Origin of the sequence: Clostridium uliginosum, assembly GCF_900112485.1 — a bacterium.
In the GTDB taxonomy this organism is placed as follows: domain Bacteria; phylum Bacillota; class Clostridia; order Clostridiales; family Clostridiaceae; genus Clostridium; species Clostridium uliginosum.
Genome location: NZ_FOMG01000032.1, coordinates 1 through 19,324, shown reverse-complemented (window position 1 = coordinate 19,324; position 19,324 = coordinate 1). Strand labels below are relative to the sequence as shown.

The window sequence follows — 19,324 nt, the reverse complement described above, 5'->3', positions numbered from 1 at the left end:
AATCAACTCTATAAATTGGAATTTGCTATTTACTTTATAACATCCTGGTAGATTGTATCCACTATTTCATTTAAGCTTAATTCTTTATGCAGGCATACTTCTGGGATAATATCTAATAAATCTTTTTCATTCCACCATTCCCTTAGTTCCTTTTCTCCAAATTCATGTGAATTAGGCTTTTGTTGATGACGATTTAAAGTTTCTTCAAAAGGTATATCGAAGTAATATGCAAAAATTTGGTCGTTGAATTCGTCTAGTAAATTTTCAAATAATTTTTCATACCACTTTGAATTTAAAATGCCTTCTAATATTACGATATTACAATGGCTTTTTCCGTATAGTCCAAGTTCCAATAATAACTGACTTGCTTCTGGATTATGTCCATCTTTCACAAATAGCATTTCTCTTCTAACGACATCTTGTGAAATTAGCATTGTACCATGTCCAAATTTTCTTTGTAAAGCCTTGCCTGTCGTAGTTTTACCACTTCCAGAATTACCTCTTAGTATTATTAACTTTGCCACTCCATCCACCTAATATCTCCCCTTCTGAATTGACTAAATTACTATTTACAATACCCAATCTTAAATTGGAATTTGAGAATCTCATTCAATCAATTTTACTCATTCCGTTGTCGGTACATAGATAAGATTCCATATTCGTAATTTTGAATAAGGCAAAATATTCGCAAGTTGCAGAATTAAATCTTTTAGAAAGAATAGGACATTCCTTAAGCATAGTCATCTTCTCTTTTAAGTCATTTGTTTCTATTGCCTTTCCATTAATTCTTATCCATTCTCTTGTTTCTTTTTTCAATGCAACAATTTGAATATTGGGATTTTGCACAAGTTGCTTATAAACATCTTTTGTATTGCCAGTAGAAATATATAGATTTCCTTCATATTCCATAACTGCTCCAAATGGTCTTGAAGCAGGAACTTCACCATTAATAGTTGTTACAAAAAACACTCCACATGATTTTAAAAAATCAAAACTCTTACTCATTCTTAAACTCCTCCCCTTAAATTAAATGTCTATTTAACTAACTTACAAATTACTGTTTACCTTTATGCCAATTATAAAAATCTTTTAGATCTGCTTTACGTTCCTGTGGTAACTCTGTTTTCTTAACACCTTGAATTGCACCTTCCAGTGCTAATAATCTATGAATACATGCAGAAACATCAATTTCTTGTATTTTCAGCCACGCCTGCTCTGCACCAATATCTCTTAATTCATCATAAGTAAATATCCCTACTTTATTTAACTGCCTTTCAACTTCTTTTCCGATATTAGATAGTTTTGCTAATTCCCCCATAATGAAACTTCCTTTCAAATTTAGAATTTATCATCTAATTTTCTTTAATGAAGACGAAATATCTTTATATACCAGTGTCTGCATACTTTCACCATATATCGTTACAGCTGCTTTCATTAAGGCTTCTCGGATACATTCAACCAAATCTGATTTATATCTTGCAATACTCGGCAATGTCTTAATACATTGTCTTGCTGTAATTGGCTTTTTATCTAAAATATGCTTTAAGTAATTATCTATAATCTCATCAATTTTGTTTTCCGTATCCCATTTAGCGTTAACAGATATTAAGACAATACCTCTGGTTCTGATATATGAATTACTATCTTCAATCATTTCAGCAAACCTATCAAAAAATTTATAGACAGCATTAGATTTTTCGCTTTCAGTTTCTAACAGCTGCAATACTTGATATGCAACTTTATTATCTTTAGAGTATAGTCTTTCAATCAATTCTGCGACACTCTCCATAATTTCACCTCACGCTTCTTAAACAAAAATTCCAGTTTATAAATTACTATTTATCTTTCAATAAATTGTAACATATTTTACAAATAGCACTACTAAATTTTCAAAGAATTCTTTTTTAATTTACTTCGTCAAATAAAACATATTCAGTATTATTATATACAAATTTTTATATTCACAGGATTTATCATAAGCATCCTTTTTGAAACAACAGAAAAAGGAGAACCTCTTATCAGATCTCCTAATAAATAAAAATCCTCGACTCTGTAAAAAATCTTCTTTAAATTTTGACATAATAAAATCACCTACAATTAAGTAAGTGATTTTATTATTTTGTATATATTTAAATCAATTCTTCACTTTATTTTTTGACTGTTTTTTCATATATTTTTCAATGTTTTTTATTACTTCTTCAGTACTGATATCCTTCTTCTATGGCTCTATAGTTTTAAATTCAGCATCTGGAGTAAGTGTTATTTTGTTTTGTTTTTGAATTTGTCCTCTCATTTCTAAATAATCTGATACAATTTTCTCAGAATCTATAGAGTTTACCATTAACCACTCCTTATAAAGATTACCGAATTTATTATTAAACCATTCTGTTGAATATGAACCAAAACGATTAAATAATTCGTATATATATCCTACAGAATTATATCTCTTTATACCATTATCATCTATCCATTCAACAACTTTGTTTAAATCAACATTTCTTATGTTTTTTACTTGTATACTTTGGATATTTCCATTTAATTTATAATAAATCTCAACTATGCCCTCATATTCATGTCCTTTAATTTTCTGCCACCCTTCCATATCTCCAGTTGCTGGTTCAGCATATAATGTTTTCTGTTTATCTAAAAAACCATTTTTATAAATATCGTAAGGTGCTACATTTTGGTTGATCTGTCCTACATATGCAGTTAATGTAGGCGCATCGTATATAAGATTAGTATTCAATATTTCACATACTGCTTTTAGAGAAACAAAAATTGTATTTTTATATGATATATTTGCAGCATTAACCTTTTCTCCATGAACTTTAATAGTAACATTATTAAATGCTACATCAATATTATTTACTCCTTTTGGAATTACATCTTTTGGTTCCTCATATGATTTCCAAGACTCAGCAATACTAATCGGAACCTCTCCAGCAGGTATTTGTCCAATGTACACTGTATTTGTAGCATCATAGTAATGCACAGATAAGTTAAGAAGTTTTGAAAGATTAGATATTGGTAAATATATAGTATTATTGTACACCATATTATCGCTTTGAAAACTAACTCCATTAACCTTAATATTAATTTCATTAAAAGATGCGCTAATACTTTTGTTCTGAGTATCTGCAAATGCCAAAGTCGGCATAATGAAAATTGTAATTAGTATTAACACTAGCATTCTTTTTATTTTCATCCTTACACCCCCTATTTTTATACAGTATATAATTAATTTTCCATATAGTCCATGTGTTATATTAAACCTTATTATTTGTAGCTTTCTCTTCACTTTCTACATAATATAATTTGATTTGTATATGATATCCTCAATAATACTCTACTACCGTTAATTCAATTATAAATTCATATTATTTATGATACAGTATTTTCAACATAAAACATCTTGTTAAGCTAGTGATATCAATACTTTACTAGAAAACCGCATTTACTTATGATATGGTTCGCCGTATCAGTAGTAAGTGCGAAAGTATATTCGATTTTAATAATACTAATATATTTCAGAATCTAACGATATTGATTTTATTTTTACATTTTCAGCGTCTTTTAAATATGAATTACTCTTAGTATCAAGAATTTTAAATCTCAATTTGGCTGTATCTACACTGATTATTTCTATTTGATAATTATCATTAAAAAATTCTATATTTACTCTTGGAGGAACTCTCATTTCAACACAAAATACAATTCTAAATATCCCAGCATTATTAGGTGCAAATAATATTAGCTCTTTAGTAGAATAAAGTTTTTGTTGAAACTTTATATATGCTTCATTTTTCCCTAATACTTGGCTTTCATATAATCCACATTCACTTGCCCCATATAAGAAAGCATTTTTCTCTATTCTTTTCTCCAAATTAATGCTTAATCTATCAATTTCCAATGTTACTACAAAAGAATAAAATTTATCATAAGTTATAGCTGTAACTAAATTATTAATTGAACCTAACCCATCAAATTCATAGGGAAAAATACTAAAGTAAATATTTAATCTTTCATTTTGTATTTTAGATAAATCAACAATACTACAATTAGTTTTATTTTGTTCTTCAACTAATTGTAATTGAGTTATTTGAGGAATTGAAATCATAAAAAAAGTATTAATATTTTGAACATTGACTAGTGGTTCAAAATATGTACTATTATGAGTCATTCCATGATAATTAACTCTACCAGTTGTATGATAAGAAATTCGTTTGAGCTCAAATCTTATGGATTCTTTTTCATTAATAGCTTCCTTCTCACAAGATAATCCATCTTTTTCATTAAGCTTTAATCTGTATTTTATACAATGTTTAGGTTTCTTATTATATAAGAATACTATATAAAAACTTCCATCATCTTCTTGTACTAGTTTTAAAAATTTATATATATTATTTTCATACTTTACATATAAATATACTTCATCTTTTTTACTCACTATATACATCTTCTTTCCAAATTCTATATACGGTTTCTTCATTCAAATATGTTCTTTATACTCCAAATTACATAAATACTATTTCTTTCTTTTTTTATAAGCTTCTTTTTATTTTTCTTTAAACCATATATAAACGTAATCTTCTTAAACCAGTGTCAACACTTAATTTTCCTCTATCTTTTATCTCATTAAGGATATACGTTTTTACTTCTTTAAGCTTGAATTTATCCATATTATATGAAATGAGTGAATATTCTCTATACTTCTGAAAGTTTTGTTCAACAATACTATCTGTGTAAGTAAATACTTCTTTGCATTGAAGTAAATATATTTGAGTCTTAATATCAACTTGTTTAACTAATCTTTCATACTTTTACTGCATACAATGCTGACTCTATAATTTTTTTATATTAATTAGATATAGAATATTTTCCATGAAAAGAACCACGTATCCTAAACAACTCCAATAGTTATATGCAACTGCCTGTCCCTAATTGGAATTCTATATTTTATGCTTTCGCACCGAAATGATTTCATCAATAGAATTCCGACGAAACCTAATAAAATAATTACTGCTCCAATTCCCCTTAGCAACATATGAATATATCTTAAATATAGTAAATTTCAACATTAGTTTCCATAAGTAAAGAATTATTTCTTACATTCTCATCCTAATCACGTTTTAATTGCTATACCTCTTTATCCAATAAGTCTACATATTTACTTAAATATATCATTACTATGCCTTTTTACCATCTCATTATAACTCCAAAAATTATCATAGTAACACATATCATCAACTTCTATTTTATCTTGTATAACAGTATCCTTACCTCCACACTTTAGACACGCCACTCTAATATTTCTTTCATTAAAGAAGTCTACTATCTCCGCCGGCACTAAAGAACTAGTTTTACATTTAGCGCATTTTATCTCATTACAATAATATACTTTACCTTCATTTTCTTTTGTATTAGGTATATCATGATTAAATATAATATCTGTTATAATATGAATAACTTCCTTCAAAATAGACATATTTTTTTCCAATAACATATCAGTGTCTTTAAAAATAAACCATCCAGTTGGATTTATGCTAATTCCTTGTCCTGGTATAAATTCTAAAGGAGCAACTGAAAATTTTGCCCCAATTGGCCTTCTATGCACTGATTCATTTCTAAATGCATAGAGTTTTTTAACCTCATCGCTATAAAATAAATCAAATATTATTTGAAAGTTATTATTTATAGTTCTCTTTTTCTTTAATAATTTATGAAATTTACTCTTTTTTTTATTAATTGAAACTTCTAATAATTTTTCTTCTTCCTCTGCTTTATTTTTAGCCTCTTGAAGTTTTTGACCAGTATATGGTTCAATTCTTAGTTTATATCCTTGTTTAGTATGCTCAAAGTAAATATTGCTGCATCTAGCATTAACTGTATTTTCCCTAATATCATTACCCACACACATATTAATATCCAAAATTTCATTTATTAATATATGAATATACTCCCAAGCATTAGCTGCACGATAGATAGCATTTTCAAAATAAAAAGCATGTGTTCTCAAATTAAAATTTGTATTTCTGGCTACTGCAATTCCAGTTGCACATGATATACATATATCATTATTATAATATGCTTTTAATTCTTCTAATAATGGAATTGCTCTCATTAATAGCAGTTTGTCAGATATATATTTCTCGTCTTTACCATTAGGCAAAAACTTATCTCTATAAATTAAAACAATATCTGCTACTGCTTGTTTAATTTCATCATCAAATATAAACTCTTTAATTAAATAGTCTCTATGTGTATCATACTTAAATTTATCTTTCATATTTACCCTTATTTCTGTATTTATTATTAATTTATTTTCCACTATAAAAAATAAGTCATGTTATCTTGACAAACGATTATTATACTATATTTCTCACATAAACAATAATACTTACTTATGATGAGATATTTTTACTTGTAAAGATAGCCTTAGGCAAGTTATATCAATGCCTAAGGCTAAAAACCTAATTTATTTATGGTACGGTTCTCCATCTCTTATTCTAAAATATTAATAAAAAGTAGTAGCTTCACTTTCAAGTTATAATCTACTAATTCCTTTAAACAATAACTTCAAATATAGTTTTATTATCTAAACAATATTCACTATTGCTATATTGTTTACTTTCATTAAAGTTAAATATTAATAAATATCCTTTATTTAAACCCTCTATTTCAAGATAATTTTTTAATTGATTTAAACCTTTTTTATGTGCAATTTCTCCATGCCAAATTTTCGTTTCTATAATGTACTTACATTTATTATATTGAATAACAATATCTAATCTTCTTTCCTCGGAAATCTGAACTTCTTTATAATCAAAACCTACTCCATTAATTATTGGTTTTATAAATGACAAAAATAAAAGAACTCCTTGTCTTTCTAAAAACTCTATATCCCTAGAACTATAATTTTCTTTCATAAACTGTTGAAATCTTAATAATACATTCTCCATATCAAGGGTGTTATCTTCATTTATAAAGTTATCTTTAAAATTATATCTAGACATTGTTCTAGTGTCTGTTTTGGATATCATATAATTGTAAATAACTTCTTTAAGGATTTGATTTGATACAATAGTGTTGTTATTTTTATCTTTTACTAAATATCCAAACATATGACCTAAATCTATAGTGGGATTATTTATATTGTATGTTATTTGTAAACCACTAACTAAGATATTATACAAATACTCATACAAATTTGAGTTATTTTCAAGATTTTTAATTAGATCGTCAAATAATGTATTTTTATCTTCTAATAACAATTTTACTGCTCTTTGTATATCAAATAGTGTCCATTCCTTTTTATCTTCACATAATAAAATCTCATCTATTATTTGGCATATTCTTGATACTAAAAAGGGATATCCTGCTGTAAATTTATATATCTCCTTACTAAGAAGTTCTATATTTAATGGTAATTCATTTTCATCAGCATATTCCCTTAACATAGTTCCTATTTCTGTCTCACTAAAACTCATATCTACATTAAAATTAATTGCTATATTCCATGGTGAATTATATCTTATTTCAGAATTATCTCTAACCTTTAATTTTAAGTTTTTAATATCATACACACCTGCTAATATAACTGATTTAAAAGTTGTAGCAAGATCCTGCTCTCTACTTAAGTATAAAGATCTAAGCATACCAAGAAAACTTAAAAATAATCTATTGTTAGAATTTTTATCAACTTCATCTATAATAAGTATAATTTCATTATCTTTTGTCAGATCTATTATTCTATTTGAAAGTTCTGTTAATGTTGATGCTTTCCTTATATCTATATTAGTAAATCTAGACATATAATCTACAAAAGTTTCGCAAAATCTCTCCTCACTTGCAAAATCTTCTCCTATAAGCTCAAAATCCATTCTTATTACGCTATATTTACTATTTAGTCTTTTATATAATTCATTCAATGTTGTTGTTTTTCCAAATTGTCTTGGTCTATTTATAACAAAATAAAATTCTTCCTCTACAAGTTTTTCTATTTCATCTATCTTATTTGATATGTCTACCATATAATGCTTTCTAGGAATACATACTCCTGTTGTATTAAATCTTTTTCTCACAATCTCACTTCCCCTCTTAAAATTTCTATTTTATCTTAAATAATGTCTATATTTTAAGACAATTATAACATACGCTAATGTTCCTTTTAATATAATTAGCTTCTTTATTAATATCTAATCACCTTATGTTTATTTAATGTTTAGTTCTTTAGCAAGTTCGTAAGACTCACAAAGGGGTCTGTGCCTTGGAAAAGTGAGCAAAAATATCTCTAGGTAACTTTCCTTTAAGATATTTTTCAATGAAGCGTATTTTAAATTCATATGAATAGTTTATTGAACGTTCACTAACTGTAACAATGTTCTTTTTCTTTTTTGTTGACATATAATTTAACGAAAAGTATAATAAATTGTATAAGTTATACAAGTAGTACAATTTATACTAATAAAATAAATCATATTGGAAGGAATGATAATTTATGCCAATGCAGATACCAGAAGGAAAATTTATGTGTACGGTGAAAGTTGGAGAGAAGGGTCAGATTGTAATTCCTAAAGGAGCAAGGGAGTTATTTGATATAAAACCAGGGGACACGCTACTTTTACTAGCAGATAAAGATCAGGGGATTGCTATTGTACAAAATGATGGATATCTACAGTTTGCAAAAGAAATTTTTGCAGCACAGAAAAAACCGGAGGAAGCAAAATAACAGAGTAGTTAAGGAAATCAAATAGAGGAGGATTGCATATGGACGTATTATCAATACAAAATTTAAATAAGAGATATGAGAAATTTGAATTGAAGAATGCTTCATTTTCTATGAGACAGGGAACTATTATGGGTTTTATCGGACGTAATGGGGCAGGCAAGACTACCACATTAAAAGCTTTGCTTAATTATATTCATGCAGATAGTGGAACTATTAAATTTTTCGGGAAGGATTTTTCCGATAATGAGTTTTTAATCAAGCAGAAAGTTGGTTTTGTATCGGGGGGAGTCAATTACTATCCGAAGAAAAAATTGAAAACCATCACAGAAGTTACCAAAAAGTTTTATAAAAAATGGGATGAGGAGGCTTATAAAGCATATTTAGAGCGGTTTCATCTGGATACGGAGAAAAAAGTGGATGAGTTGTCTGAAGGAATGAAAGTAAAATACCAGTTGGCCTTGGCCTTGTCGCATCATGCCCAATTATTGATTTTTGATGAACCTACCAGTGGACTTGATCCTGTTTCAAGAGATGATCTGCTTGATTTATTTATCACCCTGGTAGAAGAAGAACAGGTAAGCATCCTGTTTTCTACCCATATTACATCGGATTTGGAAAAATGCGCAAGATATGTTACCTATATAAAAAATGGGGAGATTCTTGCAAGTACGGATAAGAAGTCATTTCTGGACGCTTACAGGATTGTAAAAGGAAGTTCCAAGCAGCTTACGGGGGCAATCATAAAAAAACTGATAAGTTTTAAAAAACATGCGGATGGTTTTTGTGGACTGGTTCGTACTGAAAATCTTCCAATTGATGGAGATGTAGAAATTTTACCAGCTGATTTGGAATCTATCATGATTTACATTGAGAAGGAGTGACGACAATGAAAGAGTTAATGTATAAAGAGTTTAAACTTTCTATGCACCCTGTTGCATATATTTTCCTAAGTTTAAGTGCACTTTTATGTATTCCCAATTACCCGTATTATGTCACATTTTTCTACACCTGTCTGGGAATTTTCTTTGTATTCCAAGGAAACCGTGAAAATCATGATGTATATTATATGATGGCCTTACCAATTCGGAAAAGGAATATCGTAAAGGCGAGATTTTATCTAGTGGTTTGCATTGAACTTGCACAGATCATCGCCTGTATTCCATTTGCTTTTATCCGGGATAAATTCATTCCGATGAATAATCAGGTCGGCATTGAAGCAAATGTTGCATTCATAGGCTTGTCATTTATCATGCTTGGCTTGTTCAATTTTATTTTCCTTACGCAATATTATAAGAGCGGGTATAAAATCGGAGTACCTTTTGTCAAGTCAACCATTATGATGGCTGTTTATATCGTGATAGCGGAGATAATGCTTCGTGTCATTCCTTATATGCGAGATTATTGTGACAGTGTAAGCATCGAAAACCAGACAAAACAGATCCCGGTATTTCTTCTAGGTGTTATCCTATATACAGCAATAACCTTGCTAGCTTATAAAAAGTCGTCTGACAGTTTTGATAAATTGGATCTTTGATGGTGAATCATACTTTGCAAAATAGTATAATTATTAGCATAATGTAAAGTTAGTTAATTCTCTATCTTCTGTTTAATTCACTGTTCCATATGAGCCTGTAAACAATTTATAAACTCTATGAAGTAATCGCATCACTTAGAAGTTAATATTACTCCTTAATAAATAAGTAATTATGTAAAAATCCAGTACCCTTGCTGGATTTTTTTCATGTCCTTTACTAGAAGAACTTATATTTTGAAACACCCCTGTGAGTTCCCTTATGAGCTGTAATTGTTGGTCAATTCCTTCAAACTATCTTACAGTTGTTTCAGTTAATAATTTATTATATTCAGATAAAATACTTTTAGAAAGAATAGCCTCATTTTCTAATAAGTCTAAATCCTTTTTTATAGATATATGTTGTAATAATTAATCTACATTAAAATTTAGAGTGTTATATGAATTTGACGAAGAATCTTTAGTGCAACATATAGATAATGAATTATAAAAATAGTTTATAATAAATAGGATGGAGGTAGTATATGAAAATTTTAAAATACTTACAAAGTATGTTTATATTATCAGTTATTTTGGGGATTTCAATTTTTGTGTTTGGTTGTAGTGAAAAATCTGATACTAATACTAATAATGAAATTACAAAAATAGAATTATCCGAACCTATAAAATCACCAGAGGATGTTATAAAAGATTCATTTAAATATGAAAATGAACACAATAAAGAAAAATTATTGAATTATTACACAACACGATATGAAAATATTAATTTTAGGTTAGATAATTTAGAAAGTATTGAATTAAATTCTCTAGATTTAATAACAGATGAAGAAATTTATTATAGTTATTTTACAAGTGGATTAGGATTATTTAACAGTGTGAAAAGAGAAAATGTAAAGAAATATACTGTTAACTATAATATAAAATATAAAGATCAGAGCAAAGAACCAGCAGATAGTGGATCATATGACAAAATATATACTTTAATTAAGGAAAATAATTTAGGAGATTGGAAAATTGATGGGATTGGAGAATTTTAAAATTAATGCTTTGTTTTAAACCATTGTTGATAATTAACCATAAGCTAAAAAACAAGCATTGCTTGTCCTTTTAGTTTATGGTTAATTCGTCTAAGTTTTAAGATTATTCATTTTTAAATTTATAGTTTTCTCTTATTAGCATTATAGCAAAGTATATAGTTAAAATAATTCCTACAAAAGAAATATAATAAGTAAGTTGGCTCAAAGTAAAGCCTATAACTGGTATATAATGTAATGTATTATATGGAATAGGTGTACTTGCTAAACTAAGAATTATACTTCCTAAAATACAGTAAAGCAATTTAATATTTTTCATTTATTGTTCCTCCATAAAATTGTGATTTATTTTTAGCACAACTATTATTGGTTAGTTTATGTATTATACTCAATTTATGGATAATTAATCCAGTCAATTATTATAAATCCTTATATTCACACAAATATTGGCTGTCTGCTTTTAAAATCATTTACTTTAGTATAATTATTTGGTAGATTTTATTCCAGTAATAGTGGAATATAAGATGTTAATTAACAAAAAGCTAAATTATACAATTACTTTTGCAATATTACCGATAAATCTTTCAAAATCATTAATATTATTTTGAACAATATCATATATCATTTCATCACTAATATTAAAATACATATGAACAATTCTATTTCTAAATTTAGCCATATTAAAATATATTAATACATCTTTTTCAAATATTATTCCATTATCAAATAATATTTGAAAATGGTCCTTATTATCTTTTGGTCTTCCCCATCTATTTCTAGCAATTAAATGACTAGATATATCTAACATTGCTTCTATACTTACTTGCAATAAATATTTAGCACTATCAACCTTTGTAAAATCATCTATAAATGCATCTTTATCAAGTGTGCTTAGTTTTTTTAATTTATTTAAACAAGTATCCATAAATAATAATTTCTGATCTATTTTATTTTTATCAAATTCCATTAAGCTCTACTCCTAACTCCATAACTTTCATAGAAATCTTTCATAAATCTATCCAAATAATACTTTTCATCTCTATATTTATTAAAAACTTCTTCCATAAAGTCACAAACTTTATAATAATCTTTTTCATAAATACTTCTACCTTCATCTATGACCTTAAATTGTAATGTTATAGGTGCAGATAAAAGGTTAATACTATCAATATTATCAAAATCAAGAACTTCACTAATTCTACATGATATATCCATTTCATCAATAATACCAGTTGGTTTATCAAATAATAATGCAATATCAATATCACTATCTTCTGTTTGATTCACTGTTCCATATGAGCCTATAAACCAGGCTGCTACTATATTATCATTGCTTTTAAAATAATTCTTTAAATCATTTATTTTTGTATCTATATTAACCATAACTTCACCCCTTTAACTATGAAAAAACAATCCTATCATATAAATCTTTTCATTTCAATTATAACCTATATTATTTATTTTATAAACTCTATGAAATAATCGCATCATTTAGAAGTTAATATTACTCCTTAATAAATAAGTAATTATGTAAAAATCTAGTATCATTGCTATATTTTTTTCATGTCCTTTACTATAAGAACTTATATTTTGAAACACCATAGCAAAGGGTACTGGATTAAGCATAGAGGATATAGAAATGTTAAAAAACAAATTAAATTAGATGGTAATGCAATTTTAAAAAAATCACTTGGGATTTAGTTATCCTAAGTGATTTTTTAATTCTATCTACATTCCATCTCTTATTTATTTAGTGGATTTAATCTTATAGCTTTTCTTACACTTTCATCATCTACATGAGTATAAATAGTTGTAGTTGCAATGTTTTTATGGCCTAAGATTTTTTGAATAGTTCTTATATCTACATTTGCATATTTATAAAGTAGTGTAGCTGCTGTATGTCTTAATTTATGAGTAGAATACTTATGTGTATCAAGCCCTGCTGATTTAAGATTATTTTTAACTATAGTTTGAATACTTCTCTTGCTTATGTGATTATCTCTTTCACTTATGAAAAGATATGTATTGTTTACATTCTTTCTGTGTATGAGATAAATCTTAATAGCTCTTATGCATGAATCATTTAAATAAACTGTTCTATCCTTATCCCCTTTTCCCATAACTACCAAAATATCGTCTCTAATATCCTCAAGTTTTATATTACATAGCTCATTTAATCTAAGACCACAATTTAAAAACAATGTTATTATGCAAAAATCTCTATCTTTATTTCTCCCAGTTATTGATCCTAGTAACTTTTCACTCTCATCTAAATTCAAATAAGCTACCTGCTTTTTAGGTAATTTGGGACTTTCAAGTTCAAGACTTATATTATTATCTAAAATCTTAACCTTACTTTGACAATACTTAAAAAATGATTTTATAGTAGCAATCTTTCTAGCTCTAGTAAAAGCATTATTCTTCTTGTTATTTTTAGTAAATCCTAAGAATGAGTATAAATCTTTAAGTTCTATATTTCTTATAAACTCTTCATCTATATCACTAATATCAATTTCATTAAAATTTTTGTAACTCAAATCTTTATTATGTTTTAAAAATTTAAAAAGCATAATTAAATCTAATTTATAACCTGCAATTGTACTATCTGCTCTTTCTTGAATTGTAGATAAATAATCTAAATAATTTCCTACTACTTCTGGAATGTTTTCTCTCATCATTTGCAGCTTTACTCCTCTATTTATTTATATTTACTGTTATTATTATTCTCTATTTTATTATATCAAAAAGATGAGGTAGCTAACGCTTTTATATCATTTATTAATATATAATTTTTAAAACTGGAGCTGTATCATAATACAAATCATTTAATGATATGATGTATATTTAAAAAAGTAGAAATAACATTTGTGGAAGAAGCATTGAAAAATAAGCTTAGAGTTTATTCATTTGAAGTTGTTCCATAAATGATTGTCCTAATGCATATTAGGAGCAATCTTTTATGGGTACAACTTTAAATATTAGAAAGTCTTAGCGAAATTTTTCTAGTCTTCTTTAATAAATGTTATTTCTATTTCTTTGTTATTGCTTCACTTGATAATTCTGAGACAGCCACTCTTCTAAAACATAGTTTCTATTTAAATTGTGGGATATATGTGTATAAATTTATAAAAATGATGTTCAATGATATAATAATCATAATGATTAAATCGCACTGGTAAGTTAGTATTATAGATCAGATAAAAACTACATAATTAAAACCTATCATCTGGTAGCATTTAAAGACAGGACAACTAAGTAGAAAACACTTAATATAGAAACAGAGAGGAGTGGCTTTATGGATTGGCTTGACTCAATGAATAAGGCAGTAGAATATTTGGAGGCTAACATTACTGAAAAGCTTGATATTGAAAAGGTGGCGAAAATTGCATTATCATCCACGTTTCACTTTCAGCGTATGTACCATATGATAACCGGTGTTACAATAGCTGAATATATACGCAGAAGAAGGCTTACACTCGCTGCACAAGATATTATATCTGGTGAAAAGATCATTAATGTAGCTTATAAGTATGGATATGAAACACCGGAAGCATTCATAAAAGCTTTTAGAAAAATGCATGGAATGAGTCCGACTGCAGCTCGGGAGCCGGGAGTAAATCTCAAGGCATATCCTAAACTATCCTTTCACATTTCAATAAAAGGAGAGAAAGATATGAATTATAAGATTGTTGATAAAGGAAGCTTTAAAGTAGTAGGTAAACAAACAAGGATAACTATGGTGGACGGAGAAAACTTCGAACAAGTACCTAAATTCTGGAATGATTGTATGAAGGATGGTTCATACCAGTGGACTAGCTCAAAAGCAGGCAAGCTTGGTGTCCTAGGTATATGTAAGGATTTTTGTAAAGATGAATTTAATTATATGATAGGAATTGAGGAAATCAAAGATACCCTTCCAAAAGGATATATTTTAGCAACTATACCTGCAGCAACTTGGGCTATATTTGAATCAGTTGGTGCACTTCCAGAAGCTATACAAGATCTTACCAAAAGGATATTTACAGAGTGGTTGCCATCTGCAGGATATCAACATGCTTGTGCACCAGAGCTTGAGGTTTATCCTGAAGGTGATATATACTCGACCGATTACAGATGTGAGATTTGGATTCCTATTAAGAAGTAAAAGAGATGGTTAAATTTATTTAAAAACATCTGTTCTAGAATAGATTCCATCTCTAAAAAAGCTACATATGAATATAACAATTTTTATTACAATGAAAGTTACAAATTTTGATACATTATTTGTTATAAATTAAGTACCAGATAGTGTCACAAAGTTTGTAACTTTTATTTATTTGAATTTCATATTAAATATCAATTTAAACTCAGTTAAATACGCATATAATCAAAAATACTCATATTAAAATTTTCTTATATTTATTAGATTAATATCTCTAAAATTCTTACTCTAAAACTCTTATTCTAAAACTTTTATTCTAAAATTTAAAAGAATAACTATATATTGGGTACTGAGTGCAATTAGTGTTGGCGATATGGTAGTTCCTTGTATATAATCCTAAAAACAGTAATATTATAGAATATAATGGTATAATTAATTAAAAGTTATGTTGGAATTGTATCGTATTATCATTTAATTACTTATTTAGATTAATTTTTTACACAGGGGGTAGGCTTTATGCTTGACGATATATTTCACATTGTTCTATATGGCACGATGTTGGTGATTAATGCTCAATCGTTTTATAAAGGAAGAAAGATTTATAATTTACTATTTTGCATGTTTTTTACATTTGAGTTATTAAGAATAATTTTCTTGGAGAAGTATTTAATTTCTAATGTAGGTACAGTGGTTATGTTCATAGAGGCAGTAGTTTTGATAAGTGCTATTATCTTATTTTTCCAAAATAAATCTAAAATAAATAATAATTAAAGAACAATCTTCATATAGTCTATATCTGTATCTAATGAAGTAGGATTAAAGTGAGATGTATTTAAATATTAAAGCAGAGTCAAATATTAAATTTAAAAATAGTTATAGAGAAAGAAGTTAATAGTGATGATAGAAAAATTGAAAATTGAAGATATTCCACAACTATTAGAATTATATAAGGAACTCACTCCATATAATAACTTAGTGCAACAATCAAGTGAAATTTATAAAGAGATGTGCATACTCCATTCTTATATCATCTGCTACTCGTAAAGAAGCACATAAATTTTATAAAAATTTAGGTTTTATTGATGAAGTAAGAGGTTTTAGAAAAGAATATCATTAGATAACTTAAAATCATTAAGGTATAAAAAGTTTAATGAAATGAATAATAGATGGATTGACTTTATAGTAAGCTATAGAAGCAGTATAAATTATGATAATATTCATACAAGTTAGTTTGATCCAATAGGAGCATATTAAAGATGTTTGAATTTGAATATTTTTTATTAGTGTGTATATGTGAATGTATTTTAATGTTGTTTTTAATTAAGATTCAAAAAGCTAGTTTTGAATTAAAAACATATCATAAACATGTTCGAGACTTTTCATACATTATTGTTACAACAACTTTAATACTATTACAACATTTATTTAATATAGATATTAGAATAGTTATATTAATGTGGTTGATTATATCATATGGATATTATTTTTTTGATAAAAAAGAAGATTAGACAAGCTTAGAAATATCTAAAGAACAGATAGTATAACATAAGATGTAACAAAAAAGCCATGTAGTTTATAACATATTATATTGCAAATTATGTTATAAACTATATGGCTTTATAATGATATTTAATAAGAAATTGTCAAGTCAGTAATTATAGTGTTTTTTCTTCTTTGGTTTTGGCATTGGCAACTCTTCATAAGTTGCAACAATAAGTTTAGCTAAAAAATCTCTATCATCTAAAGATTCAATTAAAAAGGATGGTTTTGCACCTTTATAGGCAGGTGCTTCTATAATTTCATGCAATAGATTTTTACCAGCTTTTGTTATCTTCAAGAAAAATTGATTATCACAAATTAGGCACATTAAAATAAATAACAAGTCAGTATGCTAGTCTATTTTACGTCATACTGCGTCGGTGAAATCATCCCATAGCCCTGCTATGAGATGATTTCATCTCCTTGTCTGACACGAAATATACGTCGCATCTTTGACTTGTTATTTTCTTTAATATGCCTTAATCCTATTATTTTTGCATTGCAATAAACTCCATAGTCGCCAAACATTTTTCTATAGGTTATAGTTCCAGAATCACTAATTTGTTCACAAACGTATTCTACAAACTCTAAATTTGAAGCCATAATTTTACCTCCAGTAATAGACAGTAATAATAAAATGAACTATCTATTATAATTGATTCTCATCTTTTAATAATCTGTTTAATTTAGTTACTTAGGAATTTCTCAATTATGTTGCTATATATGTCTGGTTCCTCAAGCATAGGTATATGCCCTGAATATTTCATTTCAATGAAGGTTGCATTTGGTATCAGTGAAGCACATAATTTTCCATCAGAAGGGGGATTTAGCCCATCATATTTACCACTTATAACAATAGTTTTGGCTGCTATCTTGCACAATTCACTTCGATAATCAAAACCTTCTAATGCTTTATTTGCGGCTAGAGTCTGTTTAGGTGTTAATGAGTTTTTAAGAAGATTAGGATATTGTAAAAATATTTCTGGATTATATGCCATATGTTTATAAAAAAAGATTAATTTTTCTTGTTCATTTAGTCTTTCTAAGTCTGCTGCATGCTCATCAATCAATCTTTGAGTTGATGATGTTAAACCATTTGATTTAGGAACAGTCAAGATTAATTTTTTTATTCTATAAGGTTGTGAAATTGCTACGCCTTGTGCAATATAACTTCCCATTGAAACTCCATAAAGATTTGCAGTTGTGAATTTAAAAGCATCCATTATAGATAAAATATCTTGAATATGATCATTTAATGTATAACTATCTGGTTTATCAGATTTTCCATGTCCCCTACAGTCTAATAAAACTGTTTTAAAATTTTTAGAAAGTCTCTGAATTTCGTTACTCCATTGTGTACTATCACAACCAAGTCCATGTATAAGTATTAAAGGCTCCCCATGACCTTGTATTTCAATGTTTAAGTTTACTCCATTTATTTCAATCAGCGACATTTTTACTCTCCTAACCTATTATATTTAACTTAAAAATTTCATGTAATAGGTTAAATATAATAACAATTAATATATTTTTTAATTATTCTATAGATAGGATAGCAAACATATGTTCTGTTGTCAAACATTTCTTATTCCAAATTCATATGTCTAATATTAATATATTGTTAGTTCACTTTATAAAAATATTCTAAATTAATTGTAGCATATTGTACATATAATTATCGTTCCAGATCTGTAAAGAAGAACATCAAGATCTCCTCCTTATTGCTTTTGTAATAATATTCTTATAAACACATAAGGAGTTTTATATTCCATAAATCTGTTCTAATAAGGTTTAATACTAGATGTGCCCTATTTTTAAACAATAAAAAAGAGCATTTCTGCTCTTGATGTTGCACAATATAAGAAAAACATGCGTTTAACCTTGAAGACCATTGGCTTGGCGTTCCATGTTTTCTACAACGATATCATAAATTTCTCCCAAAGAAGCACAATACTAAAGTACTTTCCATGGAGTATTTGTGTGAAAATGAATTTTAATCAGTTCCTCATCACCAACCGCAAGTAAGCAATCACCTTCAATGTTTTTTGTAATATATTCGTTTATTTTATCTTCTGAAAGATTCTCTCCTTCAATTAATAACTGCGTATCAAATTTGTATTCAAGCATAATTATTCTCCTTTTACGTTTTATAAATTACTATTTATACACTTATAAATTATAACGTATTTTATAAATATTACATTATTCAATTTTTAAATAAAATTACACAATCTACATTAATTATAAAATCATCTTAAGAATCTTAAACTTGCCTTGATTTAATATTATTAAACCATTCAATCGTTGCTTTGCTATGTTCTTCAGGAATCTTATTCTTTACTTGCTCATGC

Annotated in this window: 21 protein-coding genes and 2 pseudogenes; 7 read left to right on the top strand and 16 right to left on the bottom strand. The window is 27.2% G+C overall.

Annotated features, from left to right (window positions below):
* Positions 1-29: 29 nt before the first annotated feature.
* The 8 genes from BM027_RS15670 to BM027_RS15635 form a co-directional block, all read right to left on the bottom strand.
* Positions 30-533 (bottom strand): kinase, encoded by a 504-nt coding sequence (locus BM027_RS15670; RefSeq protein ID WP_242943354.1) that lies wholly within the window; start codon positions 531-533, stop codon positions 30-32.
* A 76-nt stretch (positions 534-609) separates the two neighbouring features.
* Positions 610-1,005: a pyridoxamine 5'-phosphate oxidase family protein gene (locus BM027_RS15665; RefSeq protein ID WP_090093890.1), complete on the bottom strand. Its 396-nt coding sequence runs from the start codon at positions 1,003-1,005 to the stop codon at positions 610-612.
* Positions 1,006-1,054: 49 nt separating this feature from the next.
* Complete coding sequence (locus BM027_RS15660; RefSeq protein ID WP_090093888.1) at positions 1,055-1,318, bottom strand: TfoX/Sxy family protein; 264 nt, start codon at positions 1,316-1,318, stop codon at positions 1,055-1,057.
* A gap of 30 nt (positions 1,319-1,348) precedes the next feature.
* A complete protein-coding gene (locus BM027_RS15655) occupies positions 1,349-1,789 on the bottom strand; it encodes a SufBD protein (protein WP_090093886.1) in 441 nt (146 codons plus the stop codon).
* Positions 1,790-2,218: 429 nt separating this feature from the next.
* Positions 2,219-3,205, bottom strand: coding sequence for a hypothetical protein (locus BM027_RS15650; RefSeq protein ID WP_090093883.1), 987 nt, complete (start codon positions 3,203-3,205; stop codon positions 2,219-2,221).
* A 312-nt stretch (positions 3,206-3,517) separates the two neighbouring features.
* Positions 3,518-4,489 (bottom strand): hypothetical protein, encoded by a 972-nt coding sequence (locus tag BM027_RS15645; RefSeq protein WP_090093881.1) that lies wholly within the window; start codon positions 4,487-4,489, stop codon positions 3,518-3,520.
* A 678-nt stretch (positions 4,490-5,167) separates the two neighbouring features.
* Positions 5,168-6,286: a hypothetical protein gene (locus BM027_RS15640; RefSeq protein WP_090093879.1), complete on the bottom strand. Its 1,119-nt coding sequence runs from the start codon at positions 6,284-6,286 to the stop codon at positions 5,168-5,170.
* 277 nt (positions 6,287-6,563) lie between these two features.
* Positions 6,564-8,081, bottom strand: coding sequence for a GxxExxY protein (locus BM027_RS15635; RefSeq protein ID WP_090093877.1), 1,518 nt, complete (start codon positions 8,079-8,081; stop codon positions 6,564-6,566).
* Positions 8,082-8,497: 416 nt separating this feature from the next.
* On the opposite strand from BM027_RS15635, the gene BM027_RS15630 reads away from it, so the two are divergent.
* From BM027_RS15630 to BM027_RS15615, 4 genes are all read left to right on the top strand, one after another.
* Positions 8,498-8,728, top strand: coding sequence for an AbrB/MazE/SpoVT family DNA-binding domain-containing protein (locus BM027_RS15630; RefSeq protein WP_090093875.1), 231 nt, complete (start codon positions 8,498-8,500; stop codon positions 8,726-8,728).
* A 38-nt stretch (positions 8,729-8,766) separates the two neighbouring features.
* The gene (locus BM027_RS15625; RefSeq protein ID WP_175560013.1) at positions 8,767-9,609 is read left to right on the top strand and encodes an ABC transporter ATP-binding protein; all 843 of its coding nucleotides are present in this window, start codon (positions 8,767-8,769) and stop codon (positions 9,607-9,609) included.
* Positions 9,610-9,614: 5 nt separating this feature from the next.
* Positions 9,615-10,262, top strand: a complete 648-nt coding sequence (locus tag BM027_RS15620) for an ABC-2 transporter permease (protein WP_090093871.1) — start codon at positions 9,615-9,617, stop codon at positions 10,260-10,262.
* 521 nt (positions 10,263-10,783) lie between these two features.
* Complete coding sequence (locus BM027_RS15615) at positions 10,784-11,296, top strand: DUF4829 domain-containing protein (RefSeq protein WP_090093869.1); 513 nt, start codon at positions 10,784-10,786, stop codon at positions 11,294-11,296.
* A 103-nt stretch (positions 11,297-11,399) separates the two neighbouring features.
* On the opposite strand, the gene BM027_RS15610 is transcribed toward BM027_RS15615, so the two are convergent.
* The 4 genes from BM027_RS15610 to BM027_RS15595 form a co-directional block, all read right to left on the bottom strand.
* Positions 11,400-11,612, bottom strand: a complete 213-nt coding sequence (locus BM027_RS15610; protein ID WP_090093867.1) for a hypothetical protein — start codon at positions 11,610-11,612, stop codon at positions 11,400-11,402.
* Between the two features lie 228 nt (positions 11,613-11,840).
* Entirely contained in the window at positions 11,841-12,260 is a 420-nt protein-coding gene (gene hepT, locus BM027_RS15605; protein ID WP_090093865.1) for a type VII toxin-antitoxin system HepT family RNase toxin, read from the bottom strand.
* On the bottom strand, positions 12,260-12,676 hold the full coding sequence (mntA, locus tag BM027_RS15600) for a type VII toxin-antitoxin system MntA family adenylyltransferase antitoxin (RefSeq protein WP_090093863.1): 417 nt from the start codon (positions 12,674-12,676) through the stop codon (positions 12,260-12,262). The genes hepT and mntA overlap by 1 nt, the downstream gene beginning before the upstream one ends.
* A gap of 359 nt (positions 12,677-13,035) precedes the next feature.
* Entirely contained in the window at positions 13,036-13,971 is a 936-nt protein-coding gene (locus tag BM027_RS15595) for a tyrosine-type recombinase/integrase (RefSeq protein WP_090093861.1), read from the bottom strand.
* A 617-nt stretch (positions 13,972-14,588) separates the two neighbouring features.
* Between BM027_RS15595 and BM027_RS15590 the strand changes: the two genes are divergently transcribed.
* The 3 genes from BM027_RS15590 (at position 14,589) to BM027_RS15575 (ending at position 16,942) form a co-directional block, all read left to right on the top strand.
* Positions 14,589-15,437 carry an AraC family transcriptional regulator gene (locus BM027_RS15590; RefSeq protein WP_090093859.1) on the top strand — a complete coding sequence of 283 codons (849 nt, stop codon included), beginning with the start codon at positions 14,589-14,591 and terminating at the stop codon, positions 15,435-15,437.
* A gap of 513 nt (positions 15,438-15,950) precedes the next feature.
* Positions 15,951-16,205: a hypothetical protein gene (locus tag BM027_RS15585; protein ID WP_090093858.1), complete on the top strand. Its 255-nt coding sequence runs from the start codon at positions 15,951-15,953 to the stop codon at positions 16,203-16,205.
* 485 nt (positions 16,206-16,690) lie between these two features.
* A complete protein-coding gene (locus BM027_RS15575) occupies positions 16,691-16,942 on the top strand; it encodes a hypothetical protein (protein ID WP_090093856.1) in 252 nt (83 codons plus the stop codon).
* A 140-nt stretch (positions 16,943-17,082) separates the two neighbouring features.
* On the opposite strand, the pseudogene BM027_RS15570 reads toward BM027_RS15575, so the two are convergent.
* The 4 genes and pseudogenes from BM027_RS15570 to BM027_RS15555 all read right to left on the bottom strand — a co-directional run.
* Positions 17,083-17,295: pseudogene (locus BM027_RS15570) on the bottom strand (TfoX/Sxy family protein); the annotation flags it as partial.
* Between the two features lie 80 nt (positions 17,296-17,375).
* On the bottom strand, positions 17,376-17,576 hold the full coding sequence (locus BM027_RS18955) for a TfoX/Sxy family protein (protein WP_423230340.1): 201 nt from the start codon (positions 17,574-17,576) through the stop codon (positions 17,376-17,378).
* An 83-nt stretch (positions 17,577-17,659) separates the two neighbouring features.
* Positions 17,660-18,427 carry an alpha/beta fold hydrolase gene (locus tag BM027_RS15560; RefSeq protein WP_090093854.1) on the bottom strand — a complete coding sequence of 256 codons (768 nt, stop codon included), beginning with the start codon at positions 18,425-18,427 and terminating at the stop codon, positions 17,660-17,662.
* A 421-nt stretch (positions 18,428-18,848) separates the two neighbouring features.
* Positions 18,849-19,100 (bottom strand): annotated as a pseudogene (locus tag BM027_RS15555) (kinase to dihydroxyacetone kinase).
* Positions 19,101-19,324: the final 224 nt, after the last annotated feature.

Excerpts from the sequence above, each read along its gene's own strand:
- BM027_RS15665 (WP_090093890.1), bottom strand. The coding sequence starts at position 1,005 with ATGAGTAAGAGTTTTGATTTTTTAAAATCATGTGGAGTGTTTTTTGTA.
- BM027_RS15660 (WP_090093888.1), bottom strand. The coding sequence starts at position 1,318 with ATGGGGGAATTAGCAAAACTATCTAATATCGGAAAAGAAGTTGAAAGG.
- BM027_RS15655 (WP_090093886.1), bottom strand. The coding sequence starts at position 1,789 with ATGGAGAGTGTCGCAGAATTGATTGAAAGACTATACTCTAAAGATAAT.
- BM027_RS15650 (WP_090093883.1), bottom strand. The coding sequence starts at position 3,205 with ATGAAAATAAAAAGAATGCTAGTGTTAATACTAATTACAATTTTCATT.
- BM027_RS15645 (WP_090093881.1), bottom strand. The coding sequence starts at position 4,489 with ATGAAGAAACCGTATATAGAATTTGGAAAGAAGATGTATATAGTGAGT.
- BM027_RS15640 (WP_090093879.1), bottom strand. The coding sequence starts at position 6,286 with ATGAAAGATAAATTTAAGTATGATACACATAGAGACTATTTAATTAAA.
- BM027_RS15630 (WP_090093875.1), top strand. The coding sequence starts at position 8,498 with ATGCCAATGCAGATACCAGAAGGAAAATTTATGTGTACGGTGAAAGTT.
- BM027_RS15625 (WP_175560013.1), top strand. The coding sequence starts at position 8,767 with ATGGACGTATTATCAATACAAAATTTAAATAAGAGATATGAGAAATTT.
- BM027_RS15620 (WP_090093871.1), top strand. The coding sequence starts at position 9,615 with ATGAAAGAGTTAATGTATAAAGAGTTTAAACTTTCTATGCACCCTGTT.
- BM027_RS15615 (WP_090093869.1), top strand. The coding sequence starts at position 10,784 with ATGAAAATTTTAAAATACTTACAAAGTATGTTTATATTATCAGTTATT.
- BM027_RS15610 (WP_090093867.1), bottom strand. The coding sequence starts at position 11,612 with ATGAAAAATATTAAATTGCTTTACTGTATTTTAGGAAGTATAATTCTT.
- hepT (WP_090093865.1), bottom strand. The coding sequence starts at position 12,260 with ATGGAATTTGATAAAAATAAAATAGATCAGAAATTATTATTTATGGAT.
- mntA (WP_090093863.1), bottom strand. The coding sequence starts at position 12,676 with ATGGTTAATATAGATACAAAAATAAATGATTTAAAGAATTATTTTAAA.
- BM027_RS15595 (WP_090093861.1), bottom strand. The coding sequence starts at position 13,971 with ATGATGAGAGAAAACATTCCAGAAGTAGTAGGAAATTATTTAGATTAT.
- BM027_RS15590 (WP_090093859.1), top strand. The coding sequence starts at position 14,589 with ATGGATTGGCTTGACTCAATGAATAAGGCAGTAGAATATTTGGAGGCT.
- BM027_RS15585 (WP_090093858.1), top strand. The coding sequence starts at position 15,951 with ATGCTTGACGATATATTTCACATTGTTCTATATGGCACGATGTTGGTG.
- BM027_RS15575 (WP_090093856.1), top strand. The coding sequence starts at position 16,691 with ATGTTTGAATTTGAATATTTTTTATTAGTGTGTATATGTGAATGTATT.
- BM027_RS18955 (WP_423230340.1), bottom strand. The coding sequence starts at position 17,576 with ATGGCTTCAAATTTAGAGTTTGTAGAATACGTTTGTGAACAAATTAGT.
- BM027_RS15560 (WP_090093854.1), bottom strand. The coding sequence starts at position 18,427 with ATGTCGCTGATTGAAATAAATGGAGTAAACTTAAACATTGAAATACAA.